The 19,165-nt window shown below is 39.2% G+C and carries 11 protein-coding genes; 9 read left to right on the top strand and 2 right to left on the bottom strand.

Translation table 11 applies throughout. The features are described 5' to 3' along the window. Positions 1-2: 2 nt before the first annotated feature. The 4 genes from nifJ to ppdK all read left to right on the top strand — a co-directional run bounded on the left by nifJ (position 3) and on the right by ppdK (position 10,955). Positions 3-3,542, top strand: coding sequence for a pyruvate:ferredoxin (flavodoxin) oxidoreductase (nifJ, locus tag ACRD69_RS08605; protein WP_430814664.1), 3,540 nt, complete (start codon positions 3-5; stop codon positions 3,540-3,542). A 270-nt stretch (positions 3,543-3,812) separates the two neighbouring features. Next, complete coding sequence (locus ACRD69_RS08600; RefSeq protein WP_430814663.1) at positions 3,813-6,554, top strand: S8 family serine peptidase; 2,742 nt, start codon at positions 3,813-3,815, stop codon at positions 6,552-6,554. Between the two features lie 453 nt (positions 6,555-7,007). Further along, positions 7,008-8,018, top strand: a complete 1,011-nt coding sequence (locus tag ACRD69_RS08595) for a dihydroorotate dehydrogenase-like protein (protein WP_430814662.1) — start codon at positions 7,008-7,010, stop codon at positions 8,016-8,018. 222 nt (positions 8,019-8,240) lie between these two features. Beyond that, positions 8,241-10,955 (top strand): pyruvate, phosphate dikinase, encoded by a 2,715-nt coding sequence (gene ppdK, locus ACRD69_RS08590; RefSeq protein ID WP_430814661.1) that lies wholly within the window; start codon positions 8,241-8,243, stop codon positions 10,953-10,955. A 55-nt stretch (positions 10,956-11,010) separates the two neighbouring features. On the opposite strand, the gene ACRD69_RS08585 is transcribed toward ppdK, so the two are convergent. Then, a complete protein-coding gene (locus ACRD69_RS08585; RefSeq protein WP_430814660.1) occupies positions 11,011-11,538 on the bottom strand; it encodes a hypothetical protein in 528 nt (175 codons plus the stop codon). Next, positions 11,522-12,043, bottom strand: a complete 522-nt coding sequence (locus tag ACRD69_RS08580; protein WP_430814659.1) for an RNA polymerase sigma factor — start codon at positions 12,041-12,043, stop codon at positions 11,522-11,524. The genes ACRD69_RS08585 and ACRD69_RS08580 overlap by 17 nt, the downstream gene beginning before the upstream one ends. A gap of 327 nt (positions 12,044-12,370) precedes the next feature. Here ACRD69_RS08580 and ACRD69_RS08575 point away from each other — a divergent pair, with 327 nt between their 5' ends. The 5 genes from ACRD69_RS08575 to ACRD69_RS08555 all read left to right on the top strand — a co-directional run bounded on the left by ACRD69_RS08575 (position 12,371) and on the right by ACRD69_RS08555 (position 19,164). Beyond that, complete coding sequence (locus ACRD69_RS08575) at positions 12,371-13,075, top strand: hypothetical protein (protein WP_430814658.1); 705 nt, start codon at positions 12,371-12,373, stop codon at positions 13,073-13,075. A 93-nt stretch (positions 13,076-13,168) separates the two neighbouring features. Further along, positions 13,169-13,582 carry a Holliday junction resolvase RuvX gene (ruvX, locus tag ACRD69_RS08570; protein WP_430814657.1) on the top strand — a complete coding sequence of 138 codons (414 nt, stop codon included), beginning with the start codon at positions 13,169-13,171 and terminating at the stop codon, positions 13,580-13,582. A 1-nt stretch (position 13,583) separates the two neighbouring features. Beyond that, entirely contained in the window at positions 13,584-14,153 is a 570-nt protein-coding gene (def, locus tag ACRD69_RS08565) for a peptide deformylase (RefSeq protein WP_430814656.1), read from the top strand. A gap of 144 nt (positions 14,154-14,297) precedes the next feature. Continuing rightward, positions 14,298-18,218, top strand: coding sequence for a T9SS type A sorting domain-containing protein (locus tag ACRD69_RS08560; protein WP_430814655.1), 3,921 nt, complete (start codon positions 14,298-14,300; stop codon positions 18,216-18,218). Positions 18,219-18,399: 181 nt separating this feature from the next. Beyond that, entirely contained in the window at positions 18,400-19,164 is a 765-nt protein-coding gene (locus tag ACRD69_RS08555) for a polysaccharide biosynthesis/export family protein (protein WP_430814654.1), read from the top strand. Position 19,165: the final 1 nt, after the last annotated feature.

The raw sequence follows: 19,165 nt of genomic DNA, 5'->3' as shown, positions 1-19,165 counted from the left end.
AAATGGCTAAAGAAAAAAAGTTTATTACATGTGATGGTAACCACGCCGCTGCACATATCGCGTATATGTTTAGTGAAGTGGCTGCTATCTACCCAATTACGCCATCGTCAAACATGGCGGAGAATGTGGATGAATGGGCTGCTGCCGGACGAACAAACATCTTCGGTGAGACAGTGAAAGTTGAAGAAATGCAGTCGGAAGCTGGTGCGGCAGGTGCTGTTCACGGTTCATTACAGGCTGGTGCTTTAACATCTACATTTACAGCATCACAGGGATTATTATTGATGATTCCTAATATGTACAAGATTGCCGGAGAGCTTCTTCCTGGTGTATTTCACGTAAGTGCACGTAGTTTGGCTGCTCAGGCTTTATCAATCTTTGGTGATCACTCAGATGTGATGTCTACTCGTCAGACTGGTTTTGCTATGTTAGCAACAGGTTCTGTACAGGAAGTGATGGATTTAGCTGCTGTTGCTCACTTAACGTCAATTAAATCACGCGTTCCTTTCTTACACTTCTTTGATGGATTCCGTACTTCTCACGAAATTCAGAAGATTGAAGTATTGGAGAATGAAGATTTAGCTCATTTAGTAGATCAGGAAGCTCTTCAGGCTTTCCGTGATAATTCATTGAATCCAGAGCATCCTGTAACACGAGGTACTGCTCAAAACCCTGATGTTTACTTCCAGGCACGTGAGGCTGCTAACCCATTCTATGATGCTTTACCTGATATGGTAGCGGAATACATGGATGAGTTAAGTAAAATTACAGGTCGCAAGTACCGTCCATTCGATTACTATGGTGCTGAAGATGCGGAGAACATTATCGTTGCAATGGGTTCTATCACTGAAACCATTCGCGAAGTAATTGACAGCTTAACGGCTAAAGGAGAAAAAGTTGGTTTGATAGCTGTACACCTGTATCGTCCGTTCTCGGCTAAGTACTTCATGGAAGCTTTCCCAAAAACAGCTAAGAAAATTGCTGTTCTTGACCGTACAAAAGAGCCGGGTGCTAACGGTGATCCTTTATATCTTGATATCCGCGACCTGTTCTACGGAAAAGAAGATGCTCCGGTTGTAGTTGGTGGTCGTTATGGATTATCATCAAAAGATACTACGCCTGCTATGATGTTGAGCGTATTCGAGAATTTAAAGCTTGAAGAGCCTAAGAATCAATTTACTGTTGGTATTGTTGATGACGTTTCTCACTCGTCATTGCCATTGTTGCCAGAATTCTCATTGGCCGATGAAGGTACTTTCGAAGGTAAATTCTACGGTTTAGGATCTGATGGTACTGTTGGTGCCAACAAAAACTCAATTAAAATTATTGGTGATAACACAGATAAGTATGCGCAGGCTTACTTTGCATATGACTCTAAGAAGTCGGGTGGTATCACAATTTCTCACTTACGCTTTGGTGATACACCAATTCGTTCACCTTACCTGGTAAATACACCTGACTTTGTTGCGTGTCACGTACCGGCTTACCTTAACATGTACGACATGCTTAAAGGTTTGAAAGATGGGGGTACTTTCTTATTGAACTGCTCATGGAGCGAGGCTGAGTTAGAAGGACATTTGCCAGCTCACGTTAAGCGTTATATTGCTGATCACAAAATCAAGTTTTACACAATCGATGCAACTCACATCGCTAAAGAAATTGGATTAGGTAACCGTACCAACACCATTATGCAATCTGCATTTTTCAAAATTGCTGAGGTAATACCTTATGAGCAGGCTGTAGAGCAAATGAAGAAGGCGATTGTGAAGTCTTTCGGAATGAAAGGTGAGAACATCGTTAATATGAACTATCAGGCTGTTGATAAAGGTGGCGAGGTAAACGAAATCGCAATTCCTGCATCATGGGCCAGCGAAGCTGCTGAAGTGGTATTCCCAACTAACGAAAAGGCGCCTCAGTTCATTAAAGATTTCGTATTCCCTGTAAACGGACAAAAAGGTGATGATCTTCCTGTAAGTATCTTTAAAGGTCGCGAAGATGGTACATTACCTGCTGGTACAACAGCTTACGAAAAACGTGGTATTGCAGTTGATGTTCCTGAGTGGATTTCAGATAACTGTATTCAGTGTAACCAGTGTGCTTATGTATGTCCTCACGCAGCTATTCGTCCTTACTTATTAGACGAGAAAGAATTAGCTGGTGCTCCGGAAGGAACTGCCACTAAAAAAGCCAATGGTAAAGGATTTGACGGTCTTCAGTATCGCATCCAGGTAAGTGCGCTAGACTGTACCGGTTGTGGTAACTGTGCTGATGTTTGTCCGGCTAAAACAAAAGCCCTTGAGATGAAGCCTCTTGAAACTCAGCAGGCAGAAATCAACCGTTGGGATTACATGGTAGAAGAAGTATCTATCAAAGATAACATCATGGCTAAGGACATGAATGTTAAAGCTTCTCAGTTTGCTCAGCCTTTATTCGAGTTCTCAGGAGCTTGTGCCGGTTGTGGTGAAACACCATATATCAAGTTAATCACTCAATTGTACGGTGACCGTATGATGATTGCCAACGCTACAGGTTGTTCTTCAATCTATGGTGGTTCGGCTCCTGCAACACCTTATTGTGCCAATAAAGAAGGTAAAGGTCCTGCATGGGCTAACTCATTATTCGAAGATAACGCTGAGTATGGTTTAGGTATGGCTACTGGTGTTAATAAGCTTCGTGAGCGTATTGAGCGTAAGATGAATGAGTCGATGGCTGAAGTGAGTGCTGAAACCAAGGCTGCATTTGAAAAATGGTTAGAAACGAAAGATAATGGTAACGAAAATGTGGCACCTTCAAAAGCTGTTGTAACTGCTCTTGAAAACGAGTCTCATGCTGTTGCTAAAGAAATCCTGGCATTGAAAGACTACTTGTCTAAGAAGTCAGTTTGGATCTTTGGTGGTGACGGTTGGGCTTATGACATCGGTTACGGTGGTTTGGACCACGTTATTGCGTCTGGTGAAGATGTTAATATCTTAGTGATGGATACTGAGGTATATTCTAACACTGGAGGACAGTCGTCTAAGTCTACACCTGTTGGTGCTGTTGCTAAGTTTGCTGCTTCAGGTAAGCGTATCCGTAAGAAAGATCTTGGCTTAATGGCTACTACTTATGGTTATGTATATGTTGCACAGGTAGCAATTGGTGCTAACCAGGCACAATACTTCAAGGCCTTAAAAGAGGCAGAAGCTTATCCTGGGCCATCATTAATCATTGCTTACTCACCATGTATTGCACACGGCTTAAAAACTGGTATGGGTAAAACCCAGGCTGAAGGTAAGTCGGCTGTAGAGTGTGGATACTGGCACTTATATCGTTACAACCCAATGTTGGAGAACGAAGGTAAGAACCCGTTTACTTTAGATTCTAAGCCTCCGCAATGGGATAAGTTCCAGAGCTTCTTAATGAATGAGGTTCGTTATACAGCTCTTGCTAAATCATTCCCTGAAGATGCAAAAGTATTGTTTGCTGAATCTGAAAAGAATGCTAAATGGCGTTACAGTTCATACAAGCGTTTGAATGATTTGGAATATGAAGTGATTGAATAATAATTGTTCAATTTCAGATATACAGAAGCCGCTTTCGTAAGAGAGCGGCTTTTTTATAACAAGAATTTTAGAGCTAAACATTTTATGTAGTAATAATTATGAACAACAAAATACATCTGCCTTCTTGTTTGGTGTTTTTAAAGGATTGATAATAAGGGATATAGTATATTGTTGTGTGTTTTTTTTATAAAGTCAAGGTTGACATTTGAATTACTTTATCGTTAATTGACTGGTAATTATTGAATCCCATTATTAACTAAAAGTATTATCATGAAAAGAACCTTTACTTTTTTTAAGGTAATTATCGTTGTCATTTTTTTATTGGGTATTGTATCCAATACTTATGCTCAGGACTGGACTCAGGAAAGGTCTGGTTTGTATTACCTGGGCTCAGAAGGAAAAGTTTTCATTGAGCCAGATTACAATTCGATGGCTGTTTATTTTAAAAATGATCAGCTATCAAAGGAATCCATTGAACAAATTAAACATAAACTAATGCTGGAGGCTGGTGTCTCTGATGAAATTGAGGTTATGGATCGTAAAGGGATGATCAGAGTGAAATCCGTTACATCTTTGAAATCGACAGCCACGCCTCAGGATCGTGTAGAATTGTTAAACTCCTACAAACTTTCTGATGAAGGAGCTTATGAGCTATTGCCTGCATTCAAAATTGGAGATAAGCAGGCCTGGTTTACCAAGCGCGTATGTATTCGATTGAAGGATGGAATATTTTATGATGACATTTCAGAAATTCTTGAAATTTATGATGCTCGCTATATTAAAAATATTACTAATGATGATACATACCTGATCAAGGTTGAGGATGTAAAAAATCAGTTACCCCTGATACAGGAATTGCATGATATGGGTGTGTTAAAGTGGGGAGAACCGGATTTTAAAGTTGAATTAGTAAGATCAACCAATGATCCAATGTATAATGATTCATGGCACCTAAATAATACAGGTGGTTCTGTTGATGGTAAAGCACTGGTTGCTGATATAGATGTTGATGCTCCTGAAGCCTGGGCAATTACAACAGGAAATTCAAGTGTTGTTGTCGCCGTTATAGATGATGGTGTTGAGGCTCACGAAGATATGCCTGCTCTTTTACCTGGCTACACTCCGGTCGACGGAGGTGATGGAACTCCTTCATCAAGTGGAGACGGTCACGGACAACAGGTTGCCGGATTAATTAGTGCTCAGCATAATGATATTGGTGCAGCTGGTATTGCACCTGGCGCCAGTACCTTCAGTGTTAATATTTTTGCACCAAATACCACCAATGCAGATGTTGCTGAGGGTATTGTCTGGGCTGTTGATAACGGAGCTGATATTCTTTCAAACTCATGGGGATTTGGTTCTTGTACATATGATGTTGCAGCTATTACTGATGCTTTCTCTTATGCAGCTACAAATGGTCGTGGTGGCAGAGGGTGCATAAGTTTAGTTGCTTCAGGAAATGATTTTCAAACCTGTGTAAGTTATCCTGCTAATCTTCCTACTGTTACTGCTGTTGGTGGTATATCGGGTGACGGAGAAAGAAGTATGTATAGCAATTATGGCCCCGCTCTTGATATTGCAGCTCCTAGTGATGATGATTGGGTAAAGCAGGGACGTAACTGGTATTCCACAGGTACTCATGGCTTACGAACCATTGATAGGATGGGTAGTAATGGTTGGTATAGTGGCAACTATAGTGAGGCGATGGGTGGTACCTCAGGAGCCACTCCTCAAGTTTCTGCCGTTGCAGCACTTATTCTTTCAGTAAATGGTAATTTAACCAAAAGCGAGGTGGAAAATATCTTATATACAACCGCCACAGACATGGGAGATGCCAATCAATATGGCGCCGGAATTGTAAATGCATACGGGGCGGTTGTGGCTGCAAGTGGAGGCGGAGATGAGGAGGCTCCAACGGTACCAACAAATCTGACTTCAGATAATATAACGTCTAATAGCGTTACTTTATCGTGGACTGCCTCAACCGATAATGTTGGTGTTACCGGATATGATGTATTTCAGGATGGTAATAAAATCGGCTCTTCCCCTGAAACCAATTATAATGTAACTGCACTTGTCGCTTCAACTACTTACACTTTTACAGTTACAGCAAAGGATGCTGCCGGAAACTCTTCTGCTGCAAGTAGTTCTCTGGATGTTACAACCCTGGAAGGCAGTGCTAATACACCACCGCTTGCGGATGCCGGGGGGCCTTATGTCGGTGATGAAGGTGCAGCCATAACGTTTGATGGAACCGGTTCGAGTGACGCAGATGGTGATCCATTATCATATAGCTGGGACTTTGGTGACGGATCCACAGGAACAGGTGTGACTCCTTCGCATACATATGTTTCTGCAGGAACCTACACAGCAATTTTAACGGTAAGTGATGGAACTGATTCAGATCAGGCGACTGCAGCAGTTACTGTTAATGCTGTTGGAGGAGATCTTCCGATGATTAGTTCAGTTAGCATGTCTACGAGAACCAGAGGGCCTTGGAACTTGGTTACGGCAACCGTAAGTATTACTTCTCAGGATCAGGCGGTAAGCAATGCGTTTGTTGAGGGGTACTGGACTGGTAATGCTAGCGCATCAGCATCAGGTTATACTAATTCGGAAGGAACGATAGATTTTGACGAAAAGTCGCGAAATGGAAGTACGTTTACATTCACAATTACTAATGTTACGAAAACCGGATATTATTGGGATGTTGATAATAGCCAATCGAATGCTTCCGTTGCATCTCCTCAGGTGCAGGGAATGCAACAGTTGCCTGAAGAATTTATGGTTTATCCAAATCCGGTAACAGATGGTATTATTAATGTCGTATTGCCAGAATTAGTTGATGATGCCAGGATGGTACTATACGATGTTAGTGGCAGTGTTAAGTTAATAGAGAAAATAAATGATGTGTTCGCAACAGTTTCATTAACGGGCTTGAAACCTGGTGTATACATCATGAAGATTGAAGGCTTTTCAGATATAAAGCCTCAAAGAATTATTATTAAATAGTTTCAATGATACAAAGGCAACTCACCATTGGGTTGCCTTTTCTTTTTAACCTGACAAATATTAATTTCCCTGTTTTATTTAGCTTGCTGGTTATATCTCCTGTATTTGGTTATTTTTCTCCGTAAAATACATTTTGTTGGTATGAGTCTCTTACAAAGGCTGCTGATGTTTAATTGGAAACTTCCGATGCCATAAAAGCATCTGAGTAATTCATTGAACAATAAAAATAATGAATTGCTTTGGAGTGGATCAATATTAGATGCAATTGAAATAATCAGATTCAGATTTTAGAGTGTTAATTTAGCATTGTCATTGATTTTACAATGGAAAGAACGTAACTTAAAAAGAGTGTGAGGCTGCAATAAAGACTTTTATATCTTATTTGTAAAACAATTAATATCAGCTTCTTGTTAAAAGAGCAGAATGAATTAATAACCCTTTATATCACCTCTTATGGATTTAAAAACAACTTACATGGGGATTGAACTTAAAAACCCCATAATTATTGGAGCCAGTAACCTGGTCCTGGATTTAAAAATGGCTAAAAAGCTTGAGGAAGCAGGTGCGGCAGCTATCGTATATAAGTCTCTGTTTGAAGAGCAGTTAAACCTTGAGGCAGCAGAGTTAGAAGATGAATTGCATGAGTTTGATAACATTCACGCAGAGATGACCTCTCTTTTCCCCAATATTGAGCATTCAGGTCCGAAAGCACACTTGCTGGCGCTAAAAAAACTAAAAGAGACAGTATCTATTCCTGTTTTCGCAAGTCTTAACTGTACGTATGATGTAAGTTGGGTTGAATATGCTAAATATTTGGAAGAAACGGGAGTTGACGGCCTGGAGTTGAATTTTTACTCTACCATATCAGACGTTGAAAAAACACCTGCTGATATTGAGGATGCGCGCATAGAAATTCTTAAAAAGATTAAAGCGGCTGTTAATATCCCGGTTAGTGTTAAGCTGAGTCCTTTCTACACTAATATGATGAACGTGGTTTATCGTATGGACAAAGTGGGAGCAGATGCATTTGTATTGTTTAACCGTTTATTCCAGCCTGATATAGACATTAAGGAAGAAAAGCTGCGTGTACCATACAATTTAAGTCAAAAAGGCGATAGCCGTCTTGCATTACGTTTTGCCGGTTTGTTATCGTGTAATCTTAATGGCAGTATCTGCAGTAATACAGGAATTCATGATGGAGAAGATGTAATATCAATGTTACTGGCCGGAGCAAATGCCGTTCAAATTGTAAGTACCGTTTATAAGAATGGAGTGATCCAGGTAACCCGCATCATTGAAGAGTTGTCTGCGTGGATGAAGGATAAAGGATATGAAAAGATCGATGATTTTAAAGGAAAACTTTGTAAAAAGAATGTGGATGATCCTCATGCGTACCGAAGAGCACAATATGTAGATTATTTAATGAAAGCAAAAGAGTACCTGAAAAAGTATCCGGTAAGCTAATTATTTGATATAATAAATATGACAAGAGCAATTCCCAAAGGGATTGCTCTTTTTATTTTCATAATGATCCAATTTATTATTTATTAACGTACTCTGTAAAGCCTCAAAGTAGTGACTTTCCCAAATTTTTTGTTTATTTGTAGGGTTTTTGATGTTTTACTACAAAATATCTTGAAATCATTGATAACTACTATTTTATAATAATTCTTTAATAATCTAAGTATGAGCAATAAACGCGTTTATACCTTCGGTAACGGACAAGCTGAAGGTAAAGCTGATATGAGAAATCTGCTTGGGGGTAAAGGTGCAAACCTTGCTGAAATGAACCTTATCGGGGTTCCTGTACCAGCTGGTTTTACAATTACAACTGAGGTATGTACAGAGTACAATCAAAAAGGTAAAGAAGCTGTTGTTGAATTAATGAGAGCTGAAGTAGAAGCTGGTGTAGCTGCTACTGAAAAAGTAATGAATGCTAAATTTGGTTCAACAGGTGAGGCTTTCCCATTGTTATTATCTGTTCGTTCAGGTGCTCGTGCTTCTATGCCTGGTATGATGAACACAGTTCTTAACCTTGGTATGAATGATGATGCTGTAAAAATCATCGCTGAAAAATCAGGTAACGAGAAATTTGCGTATGACTCATACCGTCGTTTCATCCATATGTATGGTGACGTGGTAATGGGTGTTGAGGCTGAAGAAGGTCAGCACAACCCATTCGAGGTTGTATTAGATGAATTAAAAGCATCAAAAGGATATAAATTAGATACTGAATTAACAGTTGAAGACCTTAAGAATCTGGTTGAAGGTTATAAAGCTGTAGTTCGCGAACATGCTGGTGTTGATTTCCCAACAAATCCATGGGATCAGCTTTGGGGTGCTGTTTGTGCAGTATTTGATTCATGGAATACTGAGCGTGCTATCCTTTACCGTCGTATGGAACAAATTCCTGATGAGTGGGGAACAGCTGTAAACGTTCAGGCTATGGTATATGGTAACATGGGTGAAACTTCCGCTACAGGAGTATGTTTCTCTCGTGATGCAGCTACCGGTGAAGACTTATTCAACGGTGAGTACTTAATCAATGCTCAGGGTGAAGATGTAGTAGCCGGTGTACGTACACCTCTTGAAATTACAAAAATTGGTTCTCAGCGTTGGGCAGAGCGTAACGGTACTTCAGAAGAAGATCGTCAGAAAAACTTCCTTTCTATGGAAGAAGCAATGCCAGAATTATATGCTGAGTTGGATGCTGTACAGCAAAAGCTGGAAGATCACTATAGCGATATGCAGGATATGGAGTTTACTGTTCAGGACGGTAAGCTTTGGATGTTGCAGACTCGTAGTGGTAAGCGTACTGGTGCTGCCATGGTAAAAATGGCTATTGATATGTTGGAAGAAGGACGTATTGATGAGAAGACTGCTATCTTACGTCAGGAAGCTAACAAACTGGATGAGTTATTACACCCTGTATTCGATCAGGCTGCTTTAGATGCTGCTAAAGAATTATCTAAAGGTCTTCCTGCTTCTCCAGGTGCTGCAACTGGTCAGATTGTATTCTCAGCTGAGGCTGCTGAAGAGTGGGCTGCTGCCGGTAAAAAAGTAATTTTGGTACGTCGTGAGACTTCACCGGAAGACTTAAAAGGTATGTATGCTGCTGAAGGTATCTTAACTGAGCGTGGTGGTATGACTTCTCACGCGGCTGTAGTAGCTCGTGGTATGGGTAAATGTTGTATCTCTTCTGCTGCTGGTCTGTTGGTGTCAGGTTCTTCAATGGCTATTAATGGTGTTGAGTACAAAGAAGGTGATTTTATCTCGTTGAACGGTACTACTGGTGTTGTTTACGAAGGTAAAGTAGCTACAATTACTCCATCATTAGATGGTGACTTCGGTAAGATGATGGATCTTGCTGAAAAGAACACACGTATGTATGTTCGTACTAATGCTGATACTCCAGCTGATGCACAGACTGCTCGTGAGTTTGGTGCTAAAGGTATTGGTCTTACTCGTACTGAGCACATGTTCTTCGAAGGCGATCGTATCTGGAAGATGCGTGAAATGATTCTTGCTGAAACAGTTGAAGGTCGTAAGGAAGCTTTAGCTAAATTATTGCCTATCCAGCGTGAAGATTTCCACGGAATTCTTAAAGCTATGGACGGATATGGTGTAACTATTCGTTTACTGGATCCACCGTTGCATGAGTTTACTCCAAACGATGAAGCTTCACAAAAAGAAATGGCTGAGAAGTTAGGTGTTGCTGTTGAGGTTGTAAAAGAAAAAGTTGAGTCTTTACACGAATTCAACCCAATGTTAGGTCACCGTGGATGTCGTTTAGGAAATACTTATCCTGAAATTACTGAGATGCAGGCTCGCGCTATCATTGAAGCTGCTTGTGACTTAAAATTAGAAGGATTGAATCCTAAGCCGGAAATCATGGTTCCATTGATTGGTACTGTTAAAGAGTTGAAGATGCAGGAAGAAATCATCCGCTCTACAGCTGCAAAAGTATTCGAAGAAAAAGGAACTGAAGTTGACTACATGGTTGGTACCATGATTGAGATTCCTCGTGCTGCATTAACAGCTGATGAGGTAGCTGAAGTAGCTGAATTCTTCTCATTCGGTACAAACGACTTAACTCAGATGACTTTCGGATATTCTCGTGATGATGCTGGTAAATTCTTACCTATCTACATTGAGAAAGGTATCCTTAAGCAAGATCCATTCCAGGCTTTAGATCAAACAGGTGTTGGTCAGTTAGTGGAAACAGGATGTCAGAAAGGTCGTGCAACTCGTCCGGAACTTAAGTTAGGTATCTGTGGTGAGCATGGTGGTGAGCCATCGTCAGTTGAATTCTGTCACCGTACAGGTTTGGATTACGTTTCTTGTTCTCCATTCCGTGTGCCTATCGCGCGCTTAGCTGCTGCTCAGGCAAACCTTCGTTAATTGTTAATAACGACTTGATATATAAAGAGGCGTTCCTTATGGAACGCCTCTTTTTTTAATTTTCTAATTCTCTTAACATTGCCAGGGCTGAATCTCTAATGGGTTTATAACGTTTTTTCCACCAAAGAAGACCAATAAAAATGGCCAGCACCATGCTCACCCAGAAAATGACCTGGATAATTATGGTCTCTCCTAAAGAGGTTTTTAAACTAAGTCCGGCACCAATAAACAAAATACCAGGTATCGTCCATATTGTTCTTTTTGTGATCGGTTGGTATCTGTTAACTGCTTTTTTTAGCATTAGAACAGTTGGTTGCGAATAATCAACCAGTTTGTATTCCTTGTGGTAGTTATGGAATAAAACTGCAAAACTAACCATTCCCAGTAAAAAGCATATACTACTTAATATTTCAAAGCCAGAGCTGCCATCAATGATGTGAACGATAATCAAAAATAAGTATACTGGGATTAGCACCATGTACATTACCTGCATTCTTCTACTTAAATTGGAGTATTTCTGATCTTCGTTTTTAAGTTTGCTAACAAGTTGATGTATGTCTATGCTACTATCTGTTTTCATCATTTGAATAGATTAATTGGGTTTTAAGTTGAGCCTTAATCCGATGGATTTTAACTTTTACATTGGATTCTGATATTCCAATAATAAGGCTTATTTCTTTCATGCTTAATTCTTCTAATAAAAGTGATACAAGAGCCTTATCAATTACAGAGAGGGTGTTTAGCTCCAGCTGAAGCTGTTCTAATTTTGCTTCAAGATCCATCTTTTCTTCCATTGCTTCTTCATCAATCAAAGCATTTAGATTATGCGTATCCCCGTCAATTAGAAACTTCATCTTTTTAAATGATTTCCCTGTGTAACTTAAAGAGGTGTTAACGGCTATTCGATAAATCCATGTATTGATATTAGATTCCCCTTTAAAGTTGTCCAGGCTTTTCCAAATATTAACCAATATCTCCTGGTACATATCTTCCCGGTCAGTTTGGTTAGAGTTATGATAACGGCAAATGCGCCGTATGCGTTCATCATTTTCTAAAATGATTGTATTGAATCGATCTTCTTTTTTCAAGGTTTCAAATATTGTTACATCTTATTAGTCTGCTAAAATGAGAAATAGTTACAGAATTAAAACAGTTATTTTACAGGGGTAGCTTGTATTTAAAACGATTACATATGTAAGTGTCACAATATTAGGCAAATGTAAATGGGTGTTTTTTGCTGAAATTCATTTTTTAATCCTTATATTGTTAAAAAACCGATAATGTCAAGTGTGATATTTTATATATATATTAATAAATTGCTGAAGGTTTGTGGATTATTAATGTTTGCCTAAAAAGTGTAATAACAGCAAATCTTCCAGAGAAAGAACATACCCGATAACCTAAATGCTATGATTATGAATGATATTAAAAAGAAGCACTTCTTGTATTGGATCTTACCATTAGCTGTTCTTATTCCATTGATAACAATGTATTTCTCTGGTGTAAAATGGGCCATGGAGTTGGTGTGTCCAACTGTAAATTGGGAACTTGGCATTGTTGAAAACCTGCAACTTTTTGTTCTGCTTCTTATTTTTATAGATAGTCTGAGGGGCTTCAGGTATAAGGAACCAATGATTGAAAAGTTAGCATTAGGCTTTCTGTCTTTATTTACACTATTTATCTTTCTCGAAGAAATAGATTATGGCTTACATTACGTGCAATATTTTACAGGTGAATCCAATACTTTATTTAGAGATTTGACAGGTGCCAAAAATTTGCATAATCTCGGAAATAATGCTCGTTTGTTTAAAAGACCTTTTTATCCTTTAATGGCTTTGTTATTTATTATTGGACCGTTAGTTGTTGATCGAATTAAGAATGAATACATCCGTTTTTTTATTCCGAGTAAAATTATAATCGTAACAGCGATTATTACAATATTCTCATATCTGGTTCCACGTTTGCTTGTTGATTGGCAGATTTTTCCTGATGGCGGATTTAAAAAGAATATTGGTGAGTTCTCAGAGCTCATGATGTATTACATTTTCTTTTTATACTTAAAAGAATTGATTTTCGAGAGAGGGCCATTATTCAAAAGAAAGGAACAATCGATGGCATAAAAGATACGAAACAGCTTAGAAAGAGAAACCTTGATTCATTAAGGTTTCTTTTTTTTGCAACAGAAAGCTTAACTTTGCAAAAAAATAATAGCAGTGGGGCGAATTCTGGCAATTGATTACGGACGTAAAAAAAGTGGTTTGGCTGTTACAGATCCTTTGCAAATAATTGCAAATGGCTTGGAAACAGTGGCTTCTCATGAATTATACGATTACCTGGTAAAGTACATGCAGGATGAAGATGTGGAACGGATAATCATTGGATATCCAACTCAAAATAATGGGCAGGAGTCTGAGTCAATGAAATACATAAAGCCCTTTGTTAATCGTTTAAAAAAGAATTTCCCTCAACTGCCTGTTGAATGGGTTGATGAGCGCTTTACATCTAAGTTGGCCTTTCAAACAATGATTGATGGAGGATTAAAGAAAAAAGCTCGTCAGGATAAAGCCCTGGTTGACAAGGTGAGTGCCACTATCATATTACAAACCTTTATGGAACAAAACAGATAAAATGATTTTACCTGTTGCTGTATACGGACATCCTGTTCTTCGAAAAGTTGCCAAGGTTATTTCTAAGGATGATCCCGATATTAAAAATCTTATTAAGGATCTTTGGTCTACTATGTACCGAACCGATGGGATTGGCCTTGCGGCACCGCAAGTGGCTAAAAGTGTTCGTGTATTTGTAATTGATGCAGATGTCTACAAAGACGAGTTTCCCGAATTGAAGGGCTTCAGACAAGCCTTTATAAATCCGCAATTGAAAGTGCTTTCAGATAAGAAGGTATGGATGAATGAGGGCTGTATTAGTGTACCGACAGTTAACAAACAAGTTAAACGACCTGATCGTATCGAATTGTCATATCAGGATGAAGAAATGAATTGTCATATCGAAGTTTTTGAAGGTATGGCTGCCAGAATTATTCAACATGAATACGATCACCTTGAAGGAAAGCTGTTCATTGACTACCTTAATCCTTTATCCAGGCTTTTTCTTAACAAAAAACTAAAATCCATTAGCTCAGGAAAAGTCAATATTGGGTATAAAATTATTGATAACAAATCAGTTGAAAGAGTTTAGGTGCAAGAATAATGTTGAAAAAAACACATTTCTCATGCCTAAACAGCAGTTTGCCAACATTTTTACTGCGTTAGTGTAAAGATCCCACATTTCGATTTCTTTTCTCATAAATTGATTAATCAAATCATCCTAAAATTAATAATTATGAGAAAATTATACCTAAACAAGAGGGGATATTTTGTACTCGTTTGTATAATGTTGGTGGGGCTAATGAATGCCCAGGAACGCGTCTATGTTACAACTGACGGAGACGCTTTTACTAGTGTTGAAGCTCATAATTCATGGGCCAACGCAACTTCTGATGTTCAGGCAGCTATTCATGCTGTTGCTGAAGCCGGAGGCGGAGAAGTATGGTTAGGTTCAGGAACATACTATCCAACTGAAAACTATTATAACGTAGATCCGACAGATCCTTTATATGATGCAGATGAGGCAGCACGAAGCTTTAGTTTTATGATGCGGGATAATGTATCAATTATTGGTGGTTTTAATGGGGAAGAAAATCCTGGAGATAGAGCAAATTATGGCTACCAGGAGGCGAATGCAACCATATTAAGTGGAGATATTGGTGTCGAAAATGATGATTCAGATAATGCATATCACGTTGTTTATGGCAACGATAAAACTGCGAATAGCGCTATGCTTTCTGATGTAGTCATCACTAAGGGTTTTGCAAATGGCACAGGACGAAATAGTCGTGGAGGAGGAATTCAGACCAGAGATGGGGGTACTTATACGAATATTACGCTGGTAGATAATGAGGCGAATAAAGGAGGAGGCGTTTACGCCTATAGAGGAGGGATTTTTACAAACTGTACTTTTTTAGAGAATGTTACAAGGGTTTATAATTCAGACGAAGCTTTGGCAGGTGGTATTTATCTGCACCTTGGAAACCCAATTGTAACAGACTGTATTTTCAACTATAATCGTAGTGAAGGTTCCGGTGGAGCCATCTGCAGTACATCAGGTGAAGTTGAAAGCTGTGTGATGATCAATAATTTTTGTGGTTCAAAAGGGGGGGCAGTGTACTCATACCCCAGTGAAGACGAAGGTGTGCCAACGAATGGAGGAACTTTCAGAAATTGTTTGATAGCCAACAATACATCCTGGGAAGATGCAGGTGGATTATTTTCCCACGGATCAGGTATATGGATAAACTGTACCGTAGTAAACAACTACGCAGAGACAAGCGGTGGTGGCGTCTATGGTTATGATGGAGCCGAATTTACCAACCTGGTTATCTGGGGCAATATATGCCGGGATAGCGAGGCATCAAATGAAGTTCGTTTTGCCGATGGTGGAGCTTATACCAATTGTGCAGTAGGTGGATTAACAGATTTGACAGTAGGCACAGATATGCTTAGCCTTAACCTCGTTAATACTGAGGCAGATGGTCCTCAGTTTACTGCGCCGTCAGCTACATATGGCAGAGGTGAAAACACGACGGAAAGAGAACAATATATGTTGGCTGACTGGCAGTTTAATGTCGGAAGCCCATTGACAGATATGGGAGTAGCCGATATATCAGCTCTTGGACTGGGTGATGATGATCTGGCTGATAATGATCGTGTCATTCAGGATAGAATTGATATTGGAGCATACGAGTTACTGTACTACAGAGCTTCAATTTTATCAACAGGTAATGGTTCAGTTTCTCAAGCCGGACCGATAGATCTTAAGCCGGGAGGTTCTTTAACGCTTGATTTTACACCTGATGCCAATTATCAGATTCATACATTTACAGTAAATGATGTTGACAGGTTAGCCGATCTTGTTGAAGATACCGGTGTATTTACTTTTACTGATAGTGATGTTCAGAGTAATCTTAACATAGCTGTTGAGTTCATTTCATTGACCGCTTATGATATTGATGTGTCAGGCGATGTTGGTGGAGATGTATCACCTGAAGGAATAACAACTGTATTTGAAGGGCTCGATTTTAGCCTGGATTTAGATCCGTCAAATGGTTACGGTTTAAGAAGTGTTATGGTCGATGGTGTAGAAGAAATAGAGAATGTTGTTGATAATGGTGACGGAACTTACACATACGACATCATTGGAGTTGCTTCAGCTCATACTATTGTTGTTGATTTTGCACTTATTCATACGGTCACAATCAATCTGTCTGAAGGAGGAATGGCATCGCATGAAGGAGATGTGCAAATATTGGAAGGTAATACCATTAACCTGACTTTAACACGCGATGAAGGATATAAACTCAAATCATTGCTCAGAGCTACCGTTGAGTCGATTGGAGATGTTATTGATAATAATGATGGAACGTATAATTATTTAATTTCAGGAGTAACAGGGAATTTAACAATTGAGGCAACGTTTGATTTATTCAATACTGCTACTGTTAGTGCTTCCATGGGAGGAACAGTATCGAATATCGGTGTTAATGAGCTGCTTGAAGAAGAGAGCTTAGTTATCGATATTGAACCAGGCATTGGTTATAAATTCACACAAATTTCAGCCAATGGTCTTGATGTTATGGCTGATGTAACCGCTAACCCTGATGGTACATATAGCTATGAAGTTAGTGCTCTTACTGCAGATGTTACTATTGATGTTGTATTTACTAAGTTTGAAGTACTAAGCATTTCAGCAGGAACTGGTGGTGTTACCAATCCGATGGGAGATACTGAATTATTAGAAGGCGAGGAACTGGCAGTTTTAATTACACCGGAAGCTAACTATCGCATTGGTTCCGTTATGTTACAAGGTGTTGATGTGACTTCACAATTAACCGACAACACAGACGGTACTTACACCTATATTGTCAATGATTTGACGGAAGCTTCCATGCTTGAAGTTCAGTTTATTCATTTCAATGTTCTTACAATAACAGGAGGTAGCGGAGGTGCTCTAAGTCATGAAGGTGCTTATCAGATTGATGATGGAGGAAGCCTGGAGATAACCATTACACCTGATGAAGGTAATTATCGTGTTGGCTCTGTTATTTTACAAGGAGTTGATGTAACTGCCGACGTAACCGACAATACAGATGGCACTTATACCTATATTGTCAGTAATTTAACGGAAGCTTCCATGCTTGAGGTTCAGTTTGTTCATTTCAATGTTCTTACAGTTACAGCAGGTAGCGGAGGTGCTCTAAGTCATGAAGGTGCTTATCAGATTGATGATGGAGGAAGCCTGGAGGTAACCATTACACCTGATGAAGGTAATTATCGTGTTGGCTCTGTTACTTTACAAGGAGTTGATGTAACTGCCGACGTAACCGACAACACGGATGGTACTTATACCTATATTGTCAGTAATTTAACAGAAGCTTCCATGCTGGAAGTTCAGTTTATTCATTTCAATGTTCTTACAATAACAGCAGGTAGCGGAGGTGCTCTAAGTCATGAAGGTGCCTATCAGATTGATGATGGAGGAAGCCTGGAGTTAACCATTACACCTGATGAAGGTAATTATCGCGTTGGTTCACTTGTGTTGCAAGGTATTGATGTAACTGCCGGCTTAACCGACAACATGGATGGAACTTATACCTATATTGTCAGTGATTTAACGGAAGCTGCATTGCTGCAGGTACAGTTTATCCATTTCAATGTGGTTACGATTGTAGCAGGAAACGGAGGTGCTCTTAGTCATGAAGGTGACCAGCAGATAGATGATGGAGAAAGCCTTGAGGTAACCATTACACCTGAAGCTGGTAATGTTGTAGGTGGTATAACCCTGGGAGGGGTTGATCGCCTTTCTGACCTCAGTGAAAACGGAGATGGATCATTTATTTATCTGATACAGGGATTAACAGAAGATGCAGTGCTTGATGTTAGATTTTCACTGGCGACAGTTGTTGATGAGCTAAATGCAGAAAGTGCTAAATTCTATCCAGTACCTGCTGATTCGGAAATCAGGAGTAATGTTGAAATTTCCAATGTCAGGGTCTATAATGCAACCGGATCTCTTGTCAAGGCTCTGGATAATAATAGCATGGTAAAATCAATTACGGTGTCAGATCTGCCGGATGGTGTTTACTTGATTCGCTATACAACTCAATCAGGAGCAAGCAAAGTTGAAAAAGTACTTATTAAGCATTAATCCAATGTACTGGAATAGTAAAGGGGGCATTCTGCCCCCTTTATTTTTATCCAGCTCCTCATTAGCTCATGTAAATAATTGAACAGTTGGTGAAGGAATATCAGGAGTTAATAAAATAAAGAAGTTATTGCTCAGAAATGTTTATAAATTAGTTATTGGCTAAAAATTAATTATCAACTACATGCAAAGAATCTTTCCCTTACTGTTTATTGTCGTTTGTTGTATAGCGTGTGTTCCTCAAAAGGAGATAGTGTATTTTCAAGACGACATTGAAGATAAATATATTGATACAGAGTACAATATAGAAAAGAACCGACAGATTATTCAACCATTTGATGAAGTTTATATTGAGGTGCTTAGTACTGACCGGGAAGGAGCTAACTTTCTTCAGGCACAAGGGGGCGGTGGATTCTACAATACGACAACACCAGAAGCATTATCCATCATTTCATATAGAGTAGATGAATATGGTAATGTTAACCTTCCGGTAATCGGGAAAGTCAAGATATCAGGGCTAAGTATTGAAGAAGCTTCTGATTATATGGAAAAGCAGCTTGAAGATTACCTGTATCAACCTTCAGTAAAAATCAACTTCGTTAATAAAAGTATCACATTGATTGGTTATGTCAATCGCCCTGGCAGGTATTATTATTCCAGCGACCATATTAACATTTTCCAGGCCCTGGGAATGGCAGGTGATATACAGGAATTTGGTAATAGAAAAAACGTTGTTATTGTACGTGAAGATGAGAACAATACAACAAAGGCAATTGTTGATTTAACGACAGAGACAATTTTCGACTCCCCCTACTACTATTTAAGATCCAATGATGTGGTGTATGTCGAGCCACTTAAGAGAAGAAGATGGGGAATTGATACTTTTCCATATGCTTTGTTATTGTCATCCCTGACAACAATTATTTTAGTTATGGAGTACGTAAACTAAT

The sequence above is a fragment of the Carboxylicivirga agarovorans genome, from assembly GCF_050589845.1.
Lineage (GTDB): Bacteria > Bacteroidota > Bacteroidia > Bacteroidales > Marinilabiliaceae > Carboxylicivirga > Carboxylicivirga agarovorans.
This window is presented reverse-complemented; position numbering and strand designations above follow the sequence as displayed.